Genomic DNA, 12,880 nt, shown 5'->3' on the forward strand with positions numbered 1-12,880 from the left:
TCGCCTGGCGCTTAGGGCCGTTATTCGCCTTCGTCGAAATATCGGTTGATCAGGTCCACCAAGGCATCCATCGCTTCTTGCGCCTGCTCCCCTTCAGTGCTCAGGTGGATCTTGGTGCCCTTGCCAGCGGCGAGCATCATCATCGCCATGATGCTTTTACCGTCGACCGCAGTCTCGGGTGTGCGGCCAACCCTGATGGTGGTGTCCTTGAACTGGCCTGCGACTCCGACGAACTTGGCCGACGCTCGGGCATGCAAACCCAGCTTGTTGATGATTTCAATTTCCTGAGCAGGCATCGCGATGTGAATCCTTTAGCTGAGGTCGCGGTGGCGAACCTGGACGTTCTTCAGGGATTGTTGCAGGAGTTGACCCAGGCGTTCGGTCAGGTAGACGGAGCGGTGATGGCCGCCGGTACAACCGATGGCGATCGTGACATAGGCGCGGTTGCTCGCGGCAAAGCGGGGCAGCCATTTGAGCAGGTAGCTGGAGATGTCCTGGTACATTTCCTCGACATCCGGCTGGGCGGCCAGGTAGTCGATCACCGGTTGGTCGAGCCCGGACTGCGCGCGCAATTCCGGTTTCCAATAAGGGTTGGGCAGGCAGCGCACATCGAACACCAGGTCGGCGTCTACGGGCATGCCACGCTTGAAACCGAACGACTCCACCAGGAACGCCGTGCCCGGCTCGGGTTGGTTGAGCAGGCGCAGCTTGATCGTGTCGCGCAACTGATACAGGTTCAGGTGCGTGGTGTTGACCTTCAGGTCTGCCAGGTCGGCGATCGGCCCCAGTAGCTGGCTTTCATCCTCGATGGCTTCGGCTAGCGAACGGTTGGCATTGCTCAGCGGGTGGCGCCGGCGGGTTTCGGAAAAACGCTTGAGCAGTGTCTCTTCATCGGCATCCAGGTACAGCACGTCGCACTGGATATGCCGGCTGCGCACTTCCTCGAGCAGTTCAGGAAAACGCGACAGGTGGCTTGGCAGGTTACGCGCATCGATGGACACCGCCACCAGCGGCTGCGCGAGCTCGGTATGGATCAGGGCGCGCTCGGCCAGTTCCGGCAGCAGGCCGGCGGGCAGGTTGTCGATGCAATAGTAGCCGCTGTCCTCAAGCACGTTGAGGGCCGTGCTTTTACCGGAGCCGGAGCGGCCACTGACAATGATCATGCGCATTTTTAATGACCGTTCTGCTCGTCCAGGACAACCTGGTACAACGCTTCGTTGCTCGGTGCGCTGCGCAGTTTTTCGCGCACTTCCTTGCGGTCCAGCATGCTGGCAATCTGGCGCAGCAGCTCGAGGTGCGCATCGGTCGCCGCTTCCGGTACCAGCAATACAAACAGCAGGTCGACCGGGGCGCCGTCGATGGCGTCGAAATCTATAGCGGTTTCAAGGTGCAACAGCGCACTGATCGGTGCGGCACAACCCTTGAGACGGCAGTGGGGAATGGCGATGCCGTTGCCAAAACCGGTGGAACCGAGTTTTTCACGGGCAACCAAGGCCTCGAAGACGTCCTGCATTTCCAGATCCGGTACCTCGCGGTGGATCAGGTTGGCAATGTGTTCGAGGGCTTTCTTTTTACTGCCGCCCGGCGCGTTCACTTGGGAACGGCCGGGGGTCAGGATGGTTTCTAGTCGGATCATGGATTGGGGGGGTTAACGACCGGTTGCGCCCTGGAGGAGGCTCTGGGTCTTTTCCTTATGCTTTTTGAGTTGGCGATCCAGCTTGTCGGTCAGCAGGTCAATCGCGGCATACATGTCTGTGTGCTCTGCGTTGGCGACCACTTCTCCGCCGGGGATATGCAGCGTGGCTTCGATTTTCTGCAGCAGCTTCTCGACGTTCATCGTGACTTGCACGTTGGTGATCTTGTCGAAATGCCTCTCCAATCGGTCGAGTTTTTCGCCGATGTAGGTGCGCAGGGGTTCGGTCACTTCCAGTTGGTGTCCACTGATGTTGACTTGCATACAGCTTCTCCTTCGTTGCCAGTGCATAAAGCGGCAGGCAGAAATGCCTGCCACTGGAACGCTGTGGCGTGGCCTGTTACATCAACCGCTTGCGTTCGCTCGAAGGCGCGATCCCGAGGGATTCGCGGTATTTGGCGACGGTACGGCGGGCCACCTGAATGCCTTGTGCCTCCAGTAAACCAGCGATCTTGCTGTCACTCAACGGCTTTTTCTGATTTTCCGCGGCCACCAGTTTTTTGATGATCGCGCGGATGGCCGTGGACGAGCATTCGCCGCCTTCGGAGGTGCTGACGTGGCTGGAGAAAAAGTATTTCAATTCATAGATGCCCCGTGGGGTATGCATGAATTTCTGGGTGGTTACCCGGGAAATCGTCGACTCGTGCATGCCCACTGCCTCGGCAATGTCATGCAGGACCAACGGTTTCATCGCTTCATCGCCGTACTCCAGGAAGCCGCGCTGATGCTCGACGATCTGGGTGGCAACTTTCATCAGGGTTTCGTTGCGGCTTTGCAGGCTCTTGATGAACCAGCGCGCTTCCTGCAACTGGTTGCGCATGAAGGTGTTGTCGGCACTGGTGTCGGCACGCTTCACAAAACCGGCGTACTGGGCGTTGACCCGCAGCTTGGGCACCGACTCCTGGTTGAGCTCCACCAGCCAGCGATCATTGTGCTTGCGCACGATCACGTCGGGGACCACATATTCGGGCTCGGTGGATTCGATCTGCGAGCCGGGGCGCGGGTTGAGGCTCTGCACCAGTTCGATGACCTGGCGCAGCTCATCTTCCTTGAGCTTCATGCGACGCATCAGTTGGCTGTAGTCGCGGCCGCCCAACAGGTCGATGTAATCGGTGACCAGTCGCTTGGCTTCGGCCAGCCACGGTGTCTTGGCGGACAGCTGGCGCAGTTGCAGCAACAGGCATTCGCCCAGGTTGCGGGCGCCGATGCCGGCCGGTTCGAACTGCTGGATGCGATGAAGGACGGCTTCGATCTCGTCCAGCTCGATGTCGAGCTCGGGGTCGAAGGCTTCCAGGATTTCTTCGAGGGTCTCGTCCAGGTAGCCCTGGTTGTTGATGCAGTCGATCAGGGTCACGGCGATCAGGCGATCGGTGTCGGACATCGGCGCCAGGTTCAACTGCCACAGCAGGTGGCTTTGCAGGCTTTCGCCAGCAGAGGTGCGGGTGGTGAAGTCCCACTCGTCGTCATCGCTGCTTGGCAGGCTGCTGGCGCTGGTCTGGTAGACGTCTTCCCAGGCCGTGTCCACGGGCAGTTCGTTGGGGATGCGTTCGTTCCATTCGCCATCCTCCAGGTTGTCCACCGTCGGGGCGGTTTCCTGATAGGCCGGTTCCGGGATTTCAGTGTTGGTCTTCTGCTCGACGTTGTCGGCCAGCGGGTCGGTGTTGTCGAAGTCGTCGCCTTCTTCCTGGCGTTCGAGCATCGGATTGGACTCCAGGGCCTCCTGGATTTCCTGTTGCAGGTCCAGGGTCGACAATTGGAGCAGGCGGATGGCCTGTTGCAGCTGCGGTGTCATCGTCAGCTGCTGGCCCATTCTCAAGACTAGCGATGGTTTCATGGCAGGGGCTTAACACCTTATTAGCCGGCGCACATGCGCCATCCACTACAGGGCGCCGAGGCGCCAAACTTAAGCAAATTATATGCCTGAAACTGAAGTGTTTGCCTAGAGCGTCGCCATAATAAAATTAAACGACGCTCGGACAATTCGCCAGACACTTGTGCTTACAGGCGGAACTCATGGCCCAGATACACTTCCTTGACCAGGTCATTGGCCAGGATGGCTGCGGAGTCGCCTTCGGCGATCAGCTGGCCGTCGTTGACAATGTAGGCGGTTTCACAGATATCCAGCGTCTCGCGCACGTTGTGGTCGGTGATCAGCACGCCGATCCCCTTGGCCTTGAGGTGATGGATGATCTGCTTGATGTCACCTACCGAGATCGGGTCCACGCCAGCGAACGGTTCGTCGAGCAGGATGAACTTCGGTGCGGTGGCCAGGGCGCGGGCGATTTCCACGCGACGCCGCTCACCGCCGGACAGGCTCATGCCCAGGTTGTCGCGAATGTGGTTGATGTGGAATTCCTGCAGCAGGCTTTCCAGCTCCTGGCGACGACCGGCCTTGTCGAGTTCCTTGCGGGTCTCGAGGATCGCCATGATGTTGTCGGCAACCGACAGTTTGCGGAAGATCGACGCTTCTTGCGGCAAATAGCCGATACCGGCCTTCGCCCGGCCGTGCATCGGCTGGTGGCTGACATCCACGTCGTCGATCAGCACGCGCCCCTGATCGGCCTGGACCAGGCCGACGATCATGTAGAAGCAGGTGGTCTTGCCCGCGCCGTTGGGGCCGAGCAGGCCGACGATCTGGCCGCTGTCGATGGACAGGCTGACATCACGCACGACTTGACGGCTCTTGTAGCTCTTGGCCAGATGCTGAGCTTTCAGAGTTGCCATTACTGGGCCTTCTGCTCGTCGGTTTTCTTTTTCGGTTGGATCACCATGTCGATCCGCGGACGCGACTCGGTCACCTTGCTGCCGGTGGCGCGACCGGCGCTGGCGAGTTTCTTGTTGGTGTCGTAGACGATTTTCTCGCCTTGGGTCACGTTGTTGTCCTTGTCGACGACCTTGGCACGGTCGATCAGGACCACGCGATCCTGGGAGGCGTGGTACTGGATGGTTACCCCATAGCCCTGCACGGGCTTGGTATCGCCTGCGGTTTGCAGTTGCTCGAAGTAAGCCAGGTTGCCCACCGAGGTCACCACGTCGATGTCGCCGGACGGGGTGCGGGTGATGGTCACGGTATTGCCGGTGACCTTCATCGAGCCCTGGGTGATGATCACGTCGCCTTTATAGGTGGCGATGCCATTCTTGTCGTCGAGCTGGGCGTCGTCGGCCTGGATGCGGATAGGCTGGTTGCGGTCGTCGGGAAGAGCCCAGGCGCTCGCGCTTCCCAGTGCTGCGCCCAGACTGAGCAAAATAGGGAGGGTTTTAGCGAGCTTCATACTGTCCTCTTACGTTCGATAGCAGGTGTATCCTGCTTTCCTTCAAATACGCTTTCATTCCCGTGCCGGTCGATACACCCCCGGCGCCGTCGATTCTAACGGGTTGCTCGGTCTGCGCATATTCTTGCTGTGGGAACACGGTCATGCGCGTGCTGGTGATGATGGTCGTACGGTTTTTTTCGTCGGTTCGGGCGACGCGCACCGAGTCGATCAGTTCCACTTCGGTACCGCCGGAATTGACTTCGGCATGCTCGCTCTGCACGTGCCACGGAAACTCGGTGCCGCGGAACATGTTCAGGTCGGGCTTGGTGACCAGCGTAATGTCAGTGGCCTTTACGTGGTCGACCTTGTCGGACGTCATCTCGTACTGCACTTTGCCGTCGGGCAGGTACTGCAGGGTATGCGTGTTGGTCGCGTACCAGTCGATCTTTTCCTCGACCTGGGCCGCAGGCCGGTCGAGAAACCGTTCGGGGCTGATGTTCCAGTAGCCCACCGCAGCAAAAATCGCCGCGATACAGCCGAACACCACGATGGTGCGAATCTTCTTGCTCAGCATATATGGCTCACAGGTACGCGGCGTTGGCCGCTTCGAGGCGGCCCTGGGCGCGCAGGATCAGTTCACAGAATTCGCGGGCCGCACCTTCGCCGCCTCGCGCCGTGGTGACACCGTGGGCGTGTTCACGGACGAAGCTGGCCGCGTTGGCGACCGCCATGCCCAGGCCGACCCGGCGAATCACCGGCAGGTCTGGCAGGTCGTCACCGAGGTAGGCCACCTGTTCATAGCTTAGGTTGAGTTGCCCCAGAAGCTCGTCCAGCACCACCAGTTTGTCTTCGCGTCCCTGGTAAAGGTGCGGGATGCCGAGGTTCTTCGCGCGCCGCTCGACCACCGGGGTCTTGCGGCCGCTGATGATAGCGGTCTGCACGCCGGCGGCCATCAACATCTTGATGCCTTGGCCGTCGAGGGTGTTGAACGTCTTGAACTCGCTGCCGTCTTCAAGGAAGTACAGGCGACCGTCGGTCAGCACTCCGTCCACATCGAAAACCGCCAGCTTGATGGCCTGGCCGCGTTGCAACAGGTCTGTGTTCATTTACATGACTCCCGCACGCAGCAAGTCGTGCATGTTCAGGGCACCCACCGGACGGTCTTCGTCGTCGACGACCACCAGGGCGCTGATCTTGTGGTCTTCCATGATTTTCAGGGCCTCGGCGGCGAGCATCTCGGCGCGGGCGGTCTTGCCGTGGGGCGTCATGACTTGCTCGATGGTCGCACTGTGGATGTCGATGGTGCGGTCCAGGGTGCGGCGCAGGTCGCCGTCGGTGAAGATCCCGGCGAGCTTGCCGTCGGTCTCCAAGACCACCGTCATGCCCAACCCTTTGCGGGTCATTTCCATGAGCGCGTCCTTGAGCAGCGTGCCGCGCAGCACTTGTGGCAACTCCTGGCCAGCGTGCATCACGTTTTCGACTTTCAGCAGCAGGCGCCGGCCGAGGGCGCCACCGGGATGGGAAAAGGCGAAATCTTCGGCGGTGAAGCCCCTGGCTTCCAGCAGCGCCACGGCCAGGGCGTCGCCCATGACCAGGGCAGCGGTGGTGGAGGAGGTCGGTGCCAGGTTCAGCGGGCAGGCTTCGTGTTCGACATGGACATTGAGGTTTACTTCGGCGGCCTTGGCCAGCGGCGAGTCCGGGTTGCCGGTCATGCTGATCAACTGGATGCCCAGGCGCTTGATCAGCGGCAGCAGCGTGATGATCTCATTGGTGGAGCCGGAGTTGGACAGGGCCAGGATGACGTCGTCCCGGGTGATCATGCCCATGTCCCCGTGGCTGGCTTCGGCCGGATGAACAAAAAAGGCCGTGGTGCCGGTGCTGGCGAGGGTCGCGGCGATCTTGTTGCCGATGTGCCCGGACTTGCCCATGCCGACCACGACCACGCGGCCTTTGCTGGCCAGAATCATCTCGCAGGCGCGTACGAAATCAGCGTCGATATGGGGCAGCAAGCCTTGCACGGCTTCGAGCTCGAGGCGGATGGTACGTTGTGCCGATTGAATCAGGTCGCTGGATTGGCTCATGTCAGAAATCGTATAGCCCGATGAAAAGGCGGCGATTATAGCGGCAATGAACAATTCCCTCACGTAAGTTCGTCATGCTTTGTTCAAGGGGCCGCAAGGTTCGACATAAAATGTGGCTTTTTACCTTAAACCAGGCTTAACAGGCGGGGCGTTGGCCTTGGGCGCTTGGCTGTTGCAGTGATATAGTTCGCCGCCGGTTCGCGTGCCCGGCGGTGCCGGCGCTTGTCGGCTGCCCAGGGCATTCGAATGTGAGGCTGCATCGCAAGGAGTTTAGATGAGTGCCGACAACGCCTACGCGGTCGAGCTGAAGGGACTGTCCTTCAAGCGAGGGACGCGCAGCATTTTCAATGACATCGATATTCGCATTCCGCGCGGCAAGGTCACCGGCATCATGGGGCCTTCCGGGTGTGGCAAGACCACGCTGCTGCGGCTGATCGGGGCACAACTGCGCCCCAGCGCCGGCGAAGTCTGGGTCAATGGTCAGAATCTTCCCGAGTTGTCTCGCAGCGACCTGTTCGATGCGCGCAAGCACATGGGCGTGCTGTTCCAGAGTGGCGCGCTGTTTACCGATCTTGATGTGTTCGAGAACGTGGCGTTCCCGTTGCGGGTCCATACCGAGCTGCCGGAAGAGATGATCCGCGACATCGTCCTGCTCAAGTTGCAGGCCGTCGGGCTGCGGGGTGCCCTCGACCTGATGCCCGACGAGCTGTCCGGCGGCATGAAGCGTCGGGTCGCGTTGGCGCGGGCGATTGCCCTCGATCCGAAGATCCTCATGTACGACGAGCCCTTCGTCGGGCAGGACCCGATCGCCATGGGCGTGCTCGTGCGCCTGATCCGCCTGCTCAACGATGCGCTGGGCATCACCAGCATCGTGGTCTCCCACGACCTGGCCGAAACCGCGAGCATTGCCGACTATATCTATGTGGTTGGCGATAGCCAGGTGCTGGGGCAGGGCACGCCCCAGGAACTGGCGGATTCTGATAATCCGCGCATTCGCCAATTCATGAAGGGTGATCCGGACGGGCCGGTGGCGTTCCATTTCCCGGCCACGGATTACCGTACCGATCTGCTGGGGAAGCGCTGATGCGCAAGAAATCACTGTTGGAAAGAATTCGCCTGTTTGGCCGCTCCGGCATCGATGTGGTGGCGGTACTGGGCCGTTCCTCGCTGTTCCTGATGCACGCCTTGCTCGGTCGCAACTCGACGGGCGGCGGTTTTGGCCTGCTGGTCAAGCAGTTGCACTCGGTGGGCGTGATGTCCCTGGTGATCATCGTGGTCTCCGGGATCTTCATTGGCATGGTGCTGGCGCTGCAAGGCTTCAGCATTTTGTCCAGCTACGGTTCGGAGCAGGCGGTCGGGCAGATGGTTGCGTTGACGCTGCTGCGTGAGCTCGGCCCCGTGGTCACGGCGCTGCTGTTTGCCGGGCGTGCCGGTTCGGCGCTGACGGCCGAAATCGGTAACATGAAGTCCACCGAGCAGTTGTCCAGCCTGGAAATGATTGGTGTCGACCCGCTCAAGTACATCATTGCCCCGCGCCTGTGGGCCGGTTTCATTTCCCTGCCGGTGCTGGCGATGATTTTCAGCGTCGTGGGGATCTGGGGCGGCTCGTGGGTGGCTGTCGACTGGCTGGGGGTCTATGAGGGTTCCTACTGGTCGAACATGCAAAACAGCGTCGACTTCCTCGACGATGTCCTCAATGGCGTGATCAAAAGTGCCGTATTCGCTTTCGTCGTGACCTGGATCGCCGTGTTTCAAGGCTATGACTGTGAGCCCACGTCAGAGGGGATCAGCCGTGCCACAACCAAGACCGTGGTGTACGCCTCGCTGGCGGTCCTGGGCCTCGACTTTATTCTGACCGCCTTGATGTTTGGAGATTTCTGATGCAAAACCGCACCCTGGAAATCGGTGTCGGCCTTTTCTTGCTGGCTGGCATCCTGGCTTTGCTGCTGCTGGCCTTGCGGGTCAGTGGACTGGCGCCGACGGCAAGCACCGATACTTATAAACTTTATGCCAACTTTGACAATATCGCCGGTTTGACGGTCAGAGCAAAGGTGACCATGGCCGGTGTCACTATCGGCAAGGTCACGGCAATCGATCTGAATCGCGAGGATTTCACTGGTCGGGTGACGCTGCAGTTGGAAAAGCGCGTGGATAACCTGCCGACTGATTCCACTGCATCTATCCTCACGGCTGGGCTGCTGGGTGAGAAGTACATTGGCATCAGCGTGGGTGGGGAAGACGCCGTGCTCAAGGACGGTGGTGTCATCCACGATACGCAGTCGTCCCTGGTGCTCGAGGACCTGATTGGTAAATTCCTGCTCAATACCGTTAGCAAAGACGCCAAATGAGGAGCTTTTGAATGATCTCTATCTTGCGACGTGGCCTGTTGGTGCTGCTCGCCGCGCTGCCGTTGATGGCTAACGCCGTGGCTGCGCCTTCGGCCCATGACATCATCCAGGACACGACGACCCGGCTGTTGGCGGACCTTTCCGCCAACAAAGAGAAATACAAGCAGGACCCAAGTGCGTTCTATGACGCGTTGAACGGCATCGTCGGCCCCGTGGTGGACGCCGACGGCATCTCCAGGAGCATCATGACCGTCAAGTACTCGCGCAAGGCGAGCCCGGCGCAGATGACCCGTTTCCAGGAGAACTTCAAGCGCAGCCTGATGCAGTTCTATGGCAACGCCTTGCTTGAGTACAACAACCAGGGCATCACCGTTTCGCCGGCCAAGGACGAAAGCGGCACCCGCACCAGCGTCGACATGCAGGTCAAGGGTAACAACGGCGCGATCTACCCTGTCTCCTACACACTCGAGAAAATCAACGACGAGTGGAAGGTGCGCAACGTGATCATCAATGGCATCAACATCGGCAAGCTGTTCCGCGATCAGTTCGCCGACGCGATGCAACGCAATGGCAACGATCTGGACAAGACCATCAACGGTTGGGCCGGTGAGGTCGCCAAGGCCAAGGAAGTGGCCGAAGAAGCCAAAGAGAAGCAGGCGCAATGATCGAGTCGGTGAGTGAGTCCGCCGTTCGTCTGGGTGAGGCTGGCGTGCTGATGCTCAGTGGCGTGCTGGATTACCGCACCGGCCCGGCCCTGCGCAAGGAGGGTCGGGCGCTGATCAAGTCCATCAGTGCCGCCGAGGTGGTCATTGACTGCTCGGCGGTACAGAAGTCCAGCAGCGTCGGGCTGTCGCTGCTGCTGTGCTTCATGCGGGACGCCAAGGCTGCCGGCAAAACGTGGAGCATCCGTGGGATGCCCGAAGACATGCGCGAAATAGCTCAGGTCAGCGAGCTGACCGAGTTGTTGGCGCACCCCTGACCCACATTGTTGGAAAAGTCCCCCCGTCAGAGTCCTGCTTCGCGGGGTTCGCAGGCGCGGGGCTTTTTTGTATGATGTGCGACCCGCGCGCACAGGGCGCCGATTGAGGTTGAGCATGCAGGCTGTAGAAGTGAAGAGCTTCCTAGAAGGAAAGCTGCCTGGTACGAAGGTGGAAGTTGAAGGCGAAGGCTGCAACTTCCAGCTGAACGTGATCAGCGATGAACTGGCGACGTTGAGCCCAGTGAAGCGTCAGCAGAGCATCTATGCCCATTTGAACCCATGGATCGCCGATGGCAGCATCCACGCGGTCACGATGAAATTTTTCAGCAGCGCGGCCTGGGCCGAGCGCACCTGAGCCCAAGGGCCTCGAGATTCTTATGGATAAACTGATTATTACCGGCGGCGTTCGTCTTGATGGCGAAATCCGTATTTCCGGGGCAAAGAACTCCGCCCTGCCGATCCTGGCCGCGACCCTGCTGTGCGATGGCCCGGTGACCGTGGCCAACCTGCCGCACCTGCACGACATCACCACGATGATCGAGCTGTTCGGTCGCATGGGCATTGAGCCGGTGATCGACGAGAAGCTCAGCGTCGAGATCGACCCGCGCACCATCAAGACCCTGATCGCCCCGTACGAACTGGTGAAAACCATGCGTGCGTCGATCCTGGTGCTGGGCCCGATGGTCGCGCGCTTTGGTGAAGCCGAAGTTGCCTTGCCTGGCGGTTGCGCCATTGGCTCGCGTCCGGTGGACCTGCACATTCGCGGCCTGGAAGCAATGGGCGCGGTGATCGACGTCGAAGGCGGCTACATCAAGGCCAAGGCGCCGGAAGGCGGCTTGCGCGGCGCGCACTTCTTCTTCGATACCGTGAGCGTGACCGGGACCGAGAACATCATGATGGCCGCCGCACTGGCCAAGGGCCGCAGCGTGCTGCAAAACGCCGCGCGCGAGCCTGAAGTGGTCGACCTGGCGAACTTTTTGATCGCCATGGGCGCCAAGATCAGCGGCGCTGGCACCGACACCATCACCATCGATGGCGTCGAGCGCCTGCATTCGGCCACCTACAAAGTGATGCCGGACCGGATCGAAACCGGCACCTACCTGGTGGCCGCTGCGGTCACCGGTGGCCGCGTCAAGGTCAAGGACACCGATCCGACCATCCTTGAAGCCGTCCTGGAGAAACTCAAGGAAGCCGGTGCCGAAGTCACCTGCGGCGAAGACTGGATCGAAGTGAACATGCACGGCAAGCGGCCAAAAGCCGTCAACGTGCGGACCGCTCCGTACCCGGCGTTCCCGACCGACATGCAGGCGCAGTTCATCTCCCTCAACGCCATTGCCGAAGGCACGGGCGCTGTGATCGAGACGATCTTCGAAAACCGTTTCATGCACGTCTACGAACTGCACCGCATGGGCGCCAAGATCCAGGTCGAAGGCAACACCGCCATCGTTACTGGCACCGAGAAACTCAAGGGCGCGCCAGTGATGGCCACCGACCTGCGGGCCTCGGCCAGCCTGGTGATCTCGGCCCTGGTTGCCGAAGGCGATACCCTGATCGATCGCATCTACCACATCGACCGTGGCTATGAGTGCATCGAAGAAAAACTGCAGATGCTCGGCGCCAAGATCCGCCGCGTACCGGGCTAGTTCCGGTTGCATAGGCACAAGGATGTGCCTGTTGATTTCGTTTCAGGTCGAGGGTGTTTGCACCCTCGATGTGTGTCCGGCGCCGCTTGCGACCGGGCATGAGTACCTTGATAAGGACTGACGTTTCCCATGTTGACCATCGCACTGTCCAAGGGCCGCATCCTTGACGACACCCTGCCGCTTCTGGCTGAAGCGGGCATCGTGCCGACCGAGAATCCGGACAAGAGCCGCAAGCTGATCATCCCCACGACCCAGGCCGATGTGCGCTTGCTGATCGTGCGTGCCACCGATGTGCCGACCTACGTGGAACATGGCGCCGCCGACCTGGGCGTTGCCGGCAAGGACGTGCTGATGGAATACGGCGGCCAGGGCCTGTACGAGCCCCTGGACCTGCAGATCGCCCGCTGCAAGCTGATGACCGCCGGTAAAGTCGGCGCGCCGGAGCCCAAGGGGCGTTTGCGCGTGGCGACCAAGTTCGTCAACATTGCCAAGCGTTACTACGCCGAGCAGGGTCGTCAGGTCGACATTATCAAGTTGTACGGTTCGATGGAGCTGGCGCCGCTGATCGGCCTGGCGGACAAGATCATCGACGTGGTCGACACCGGCAACACCCTGCGGGCCAATGGCCTGGAACCCCAGGACTTCATCGCTGACGTCACCTCCCGGCTGATCGTCAACAAGGCTTCGATGAAAATGCAGCACGCCCGTATCCAGGCTCTGATCGATACCCTGCGCAAGGCAGTGGAATCGCGACACCGCGGCTGATTCACCTGCGCGACCTTGAGTCGCGCCCGTCTATCCGTGTCATAGCCAATTTTCTCAGGTGCCCACGCGAATGGACTGGTAGCTTAGGGCGCCTGAGCATTTGCCATTAATGAGGCC

18 protein-coding genes are annotated in these 12,880 nt (G+C 60.4%); 8 read left to right on the top strand and 10 right to left on the bottom strand.

The features are described from left to right. Positions 1–20: 20 nt before the first annotated feature. The 10 genes from QMK47_RS05515 to QMK47_RS05560 all read right to left on the bottom strand — a co-directional run bounded on the left by QMK47_RS05515 (position 21) and on the right by QMK47_RS05560 (position 7,028). Positions 21–296 carry an HPr family phosphocarrier protein gene (locus tag QMK47_RS05515; RefSeq protein WP_212797529.1) on the bottom strand — a complete coding sequence of 92 codons (276 nt, stop codon included), beginning with the start codon at positions 294–296 and terminating at the stop codon, positions 21–23. Positions 297–311: 15 nt separating this feature from the next. Further along, positions 312–1,169 carry an RNase adapter RapZ gene (rapZ, locus tag QMK47_RS05520; RefSeq protein WP_003197845.1) on the bottom strand — a complete coding sequence of 286 codons (858 nt, stop codon included), beginning with the start codon at positions 1,167–1,169 and terminating at the stop codon, positions 312–314. A 2-nt stretch (positions 1,170–1,171) separates the two neighbouring features. Next, positions 1,172–1,636 (bottom strand): PTS IIA-like nitrogen regulatory protein PtsN, encoded by a 465-nt coding sequence (ptsN, locus tag QMK47_RS05525; RefSeq protein ID WP_003197847.1) that lies wholly within the window; start codon positions 1,634–1,636, stop codon positions 1,172–1,174. 12 nt (positions 1,637–1,648) lie between these two features. Then, the gene (gene hpf, locus QMK47_RS05530; RefSeq protein ID WP_003178005.1) at positions 1,649–1,957 is read right to left on the bottom strand and encodes a ribosome hibernation-promoting factor, HPF/YfiA family; all 309 of its coding nucleotides are present in this window, start codon (positions 1,955–1,957) and stop codon (positions 1,649–1,651) included. A gap of 76 nt (positions 1,958–2,033) precedes the next feature. Further along, positions 2,034–3,527 (bottom strand): RNA polymerase factor sigma-54, encoded by a 1,494-nt coding sequence (locus QMK47_RS05535; RefSeq protein WP_003197849.1) that lies wholly within the window; start codon positions 3,525–3,527, stop codon positions 2,034–2,036. Positions 3,528–3,691: 164 nt separating this feature from the next. After that, positions 3,692–4,417 (bottom strand): LPS export ABC transporter ATP-binding protein, encoded by a 726-nt coding sequence (lptB, locus tag QMK47_RS05540; RefSeq protein WP_214511256.1) that lies wholly within the window; start codon positions 4,415–4,417, stop codon positions 3,692–3,694. Then, complete coding sequence (gene lptA / locus QMK47_RS05545) at positions 4,417–4,965, bottom strand: lipopolysaccharide transport periplasmic protein LptA (protein WP_214511257.1); 549 nt, start codon at positions 4,963–4,965, stop codon at positions 4,417–4,419. The genes lptB and lptA overlap by 1 nt, the downstream gene beginning before the upstream one ends. Continuing rightward, positions 4,952–5,521 (bottom strand): LPS export ABC transporter periplasmic protein LptC, encoded by a 570-nt coding sequence (lptC, locus tag QMK47_RS05550; RefSeq protein WP_072346983.1) that lies wholly within the window; start codon positions 5,519–5,521, stop codon positions 4,952–4,954. Before lptC ends, lptA begins: the two co-directional genes overlap by 14 nt. A 7-nt stretch (positions 5,522–5,528) precedes the next feature. Then, positions 5,529–6,053 carry a KdsC family phosphatase gene (locus QMK47_RS05555; protein ID WP_014336638.1) on the bottom strand — a complete coding sequence of 175 codons (525 nt, stop codon included), beginning with the start codon at positions 6,051–6,053 and terminating at the stop codon, positions 5,529–5,531. Further along, entirely contained in the window at positions 6,054–7,028 is a 975-nt protein-coding gene (locus QMK47_RS05560) for a KpsF/GutQ family sugar-phosphate isomerase (protein ID WP_018614011.1), read from the bottom strand. A 274-nt stretch (positions 7,029–7,302) separates the two neighbouring features. Here QMK47_RS05560 and QMK47_RS05565 point away from each other — a divergent pair, with 274 nt between their 5' ends. From QMK47_RS05565 to hisG, 8 genes are all read left to right on the top strand, one after another. Then, positions 7,303–8,112 carry an ATP-binding cassette domain-containing protein gene (locus QMK47_RS05565; RefSeq protein WP_003197859.1) on the top strand — a complete coding sequence of 270 codons (810 nt, stop codon included), beginning with the start codon at positions 7,303–7,305 and terminating at the stop codon, positions 8,110–8,112. Beyond that, positions 8,112–8,909, top strand: a complete 798-nt coding sequence (gene mlaE, locus QMK47_RS05570) for a lipid asymmetry maintenance ABC transporter permease subunit MlaE (protein ID WP_046063856.1) — start codon at positions 8,112–8,114, stop codon at positions 8,907–8,909. Before QMK47_RS05565 ends, mlaE begins: the two co-directional genes overlap by 1 nt. Then, positions 8,909–9,376, top strand: a complete 468-nt coding sequence (gene mlaD, locus QMK47_RS05575) for an outer membrane lipid asymmetry maintenance protein MlaD (protein ID WP_053118499.1) — start codon at positions 8,909–8,911, stop codon at positions 9,374–9,376. Before mlaE ends, mlaD begins: the two co-directional genes overlap by 1 nt. A gap of 11 nt (positions 9,377–9,387) precedes the next feature. Beyond that, a complete protein-coding gene (locus QMK47_RS05580) occupies positions 9,388–10,041 on the top strand; it encodes a phospholipid-binding protein MlaC (protein WP_214511258.1) in 654 nt (217 codons plus the stop codon). An 8-nt stretch (positions 10,042–10,049) separates the two neighbouring features. Then, positions 10,050–10,355 carry a lipid asymmetry maintenance protein MlaB gene (locus QMK47_RS05585; RefSeq protein ID WP_253471647.1) on the top strand — a complete coding sequence of 102 codons (306 nt, stop codon included), beginning with the start codon at positions 10,050–10,052 and terminating at the stop codon, positions 10,353–10,355. 115 nt (positions 10,356–10,470) lie between these two features. Beyond that, positions 10,471–10,710 carry a BolA family protein gene (locus QMK47_RS05590; RefSeq protein WP_018614022.1) on the top strand — a complete coding sequence of 80 codons (240 nt, stop codon included), beginning with the start codon at positions 10,471–10,473 and terminating at the stop codon, positions 10,708–10,710. 22 nt (positions 10,711–10,732) lie between these two features. Continuing rightward, a complete protein-coding gene (murA, locus tag QMK47_RS05595) occupies positions 10,733–11,998 on the top strand; it encodes a UDP-N-acetylglucosamine 1-carboxyvinyltransferase (protein ID WP_018614024.1) in 1,266 nt (421 codons plus the stop codon). Between the two features lie 129 nt (positions 11,999–12,127). After that, a complete protein-coding gene (hisG, locus tag QMK47_RS05600) occupies positions 12,128–12,763 on the top strand; it encodes an ATP phosphoribosyltransferase (protein ID WP_053178222.1) in 636 nt (211 codons plus the stop codon). Positions 12,764–12,880: the final 117 nt, after the last annotated feature.

The sequence above is a fragment of the Pseudomonas sp. P9_35 genome (assembly GCF_034008205.1).
GTDB lineage: Bacteria > Pseudomonadota > Gammaproteobacteria > Pseudomonadales > Pseudomonadaceae > Aquipseudomonas > Aquipseudomonas kilonensis.

Excerpts from the sequence above, each read along its gene's own strand:
- QMK47_RS05560 (WP_018614011.1), bottom strand. The coding sequence starts at position 7,028 with ATGAGCCAATCCAGCGACCTGATTCAATCGGCACAACGTACCATCCGC.
- hisG (WP_053178222.1), top strand. The coding sequence starts at position 12,128 with ATGTTGACCATCGCACTGTCCAAGGGCCGCATCCTTGACGACACCCTG.
- QMK47_RS05565 (WP_003197859.1), top strand. The coding sequence starts at position 7,303 with ATGAGTGCCGACAACGCCTACGCGGTCGAGCTGAAGGGACTGTCCTTC.
- lptC (WP_072346983.1), bottom strand. The coding sequence starts at position 5,521 with ATGCTGAGCAAGAAGATTCGCACCATCGTGGTGTTCGGCTGTATCGCG.
- mlaE (WP_046063856.1), top strand. The coding sequence starts at position 8,112 with ATGCGCAAGAAATCACTGTTGGAAAGAATTCGCCTGTTTGGCCGCTCC.
- rapZ (WP_003197845.1), bottom strand. The coding sequence starts at position 1,169 with ATGCGCATGATCATTGTCAGTGGCCGCTCCGGCTCCGGTAAAAGCACG.
- ptsN (WP_003197847.1), bottom strand. The coding sequence starts at position 1,636 with ATGATCCGACTAGAAACCATCCTGACCCCCGGCCGTTCCCAAGTGAAC.
- QMK47_RS05580 (WP_214511258.1), top strand. The coding sequence starts at position 9,388 with ATGATCTCTATCTTGCGACGTGGCCTGTTGGTGCTGCTCGCCGCGCTG.
- QMK47_RS05555 (WP_014336638.1), bottom strand. The coding sequence starts at position 6,053 with ATGAACACAGACCTGTTGCAACGCGGCCAGGCCATCAAGCTGGCGGTT.
- lptB (WP_214511256.1), bottom strand. The coding sequence starts at position 4,417 with ATGGCAACTCTGAAAGCTCAGCATCTGGCCAAGAGCTACAAGAGCCGT.
- QMK47_RS05535 (WP_003197849.1), bottom strand. The coding sequence starts at position 3,527 with ATGAAACCATCGCTAGTCTTGAGAATGGGCCAGCAGCTGACGATGACA.
- lptA (WP_214511257.1), bottom strand. The coding sequence starts at position 4,965 with ATGAAGCTCGCTAAAACCCTCCCTATTTTGCTCAGTCTGGGCGCAGCA.
- mlaD (WP_053118499.1), top strand. The coding sequence starts at position 8,909 with ATGCAAAACCGCACCCTGGAAATCGGTGTCGGCCTTTTCTTGCTGGCT.
- QMK47_RS05590 (WP_018614022.1), top strand. The coding sequence starts at position 10,471 with ATGCAGGCTGTAGAAGTGAAGAGCTTCCTAGAAGGAAAGCTGCCTGGT.
- QMK47_RS05515 (WP_212797529.1), bottom strand. The coding sequence starts at position 296 with ATGCCTGCTCAGGAAATTGAAATCATCAACAAGCTGGGTTTGCATGCC.
- murA (WP_018614024.1), top strand. The coding sequence starts at position 10,733 with ATGGATAAACTGATTATTACCGGCGGCGTTCGTCTTGATGGCGAAATC.
- hpf (WP_003178005.1), bottom strand. The coding sequence starts at position 1,957 with ATGCAAGTCAACATCAGTGGACACCAACTGGAAGTGACCGAACCCCTG.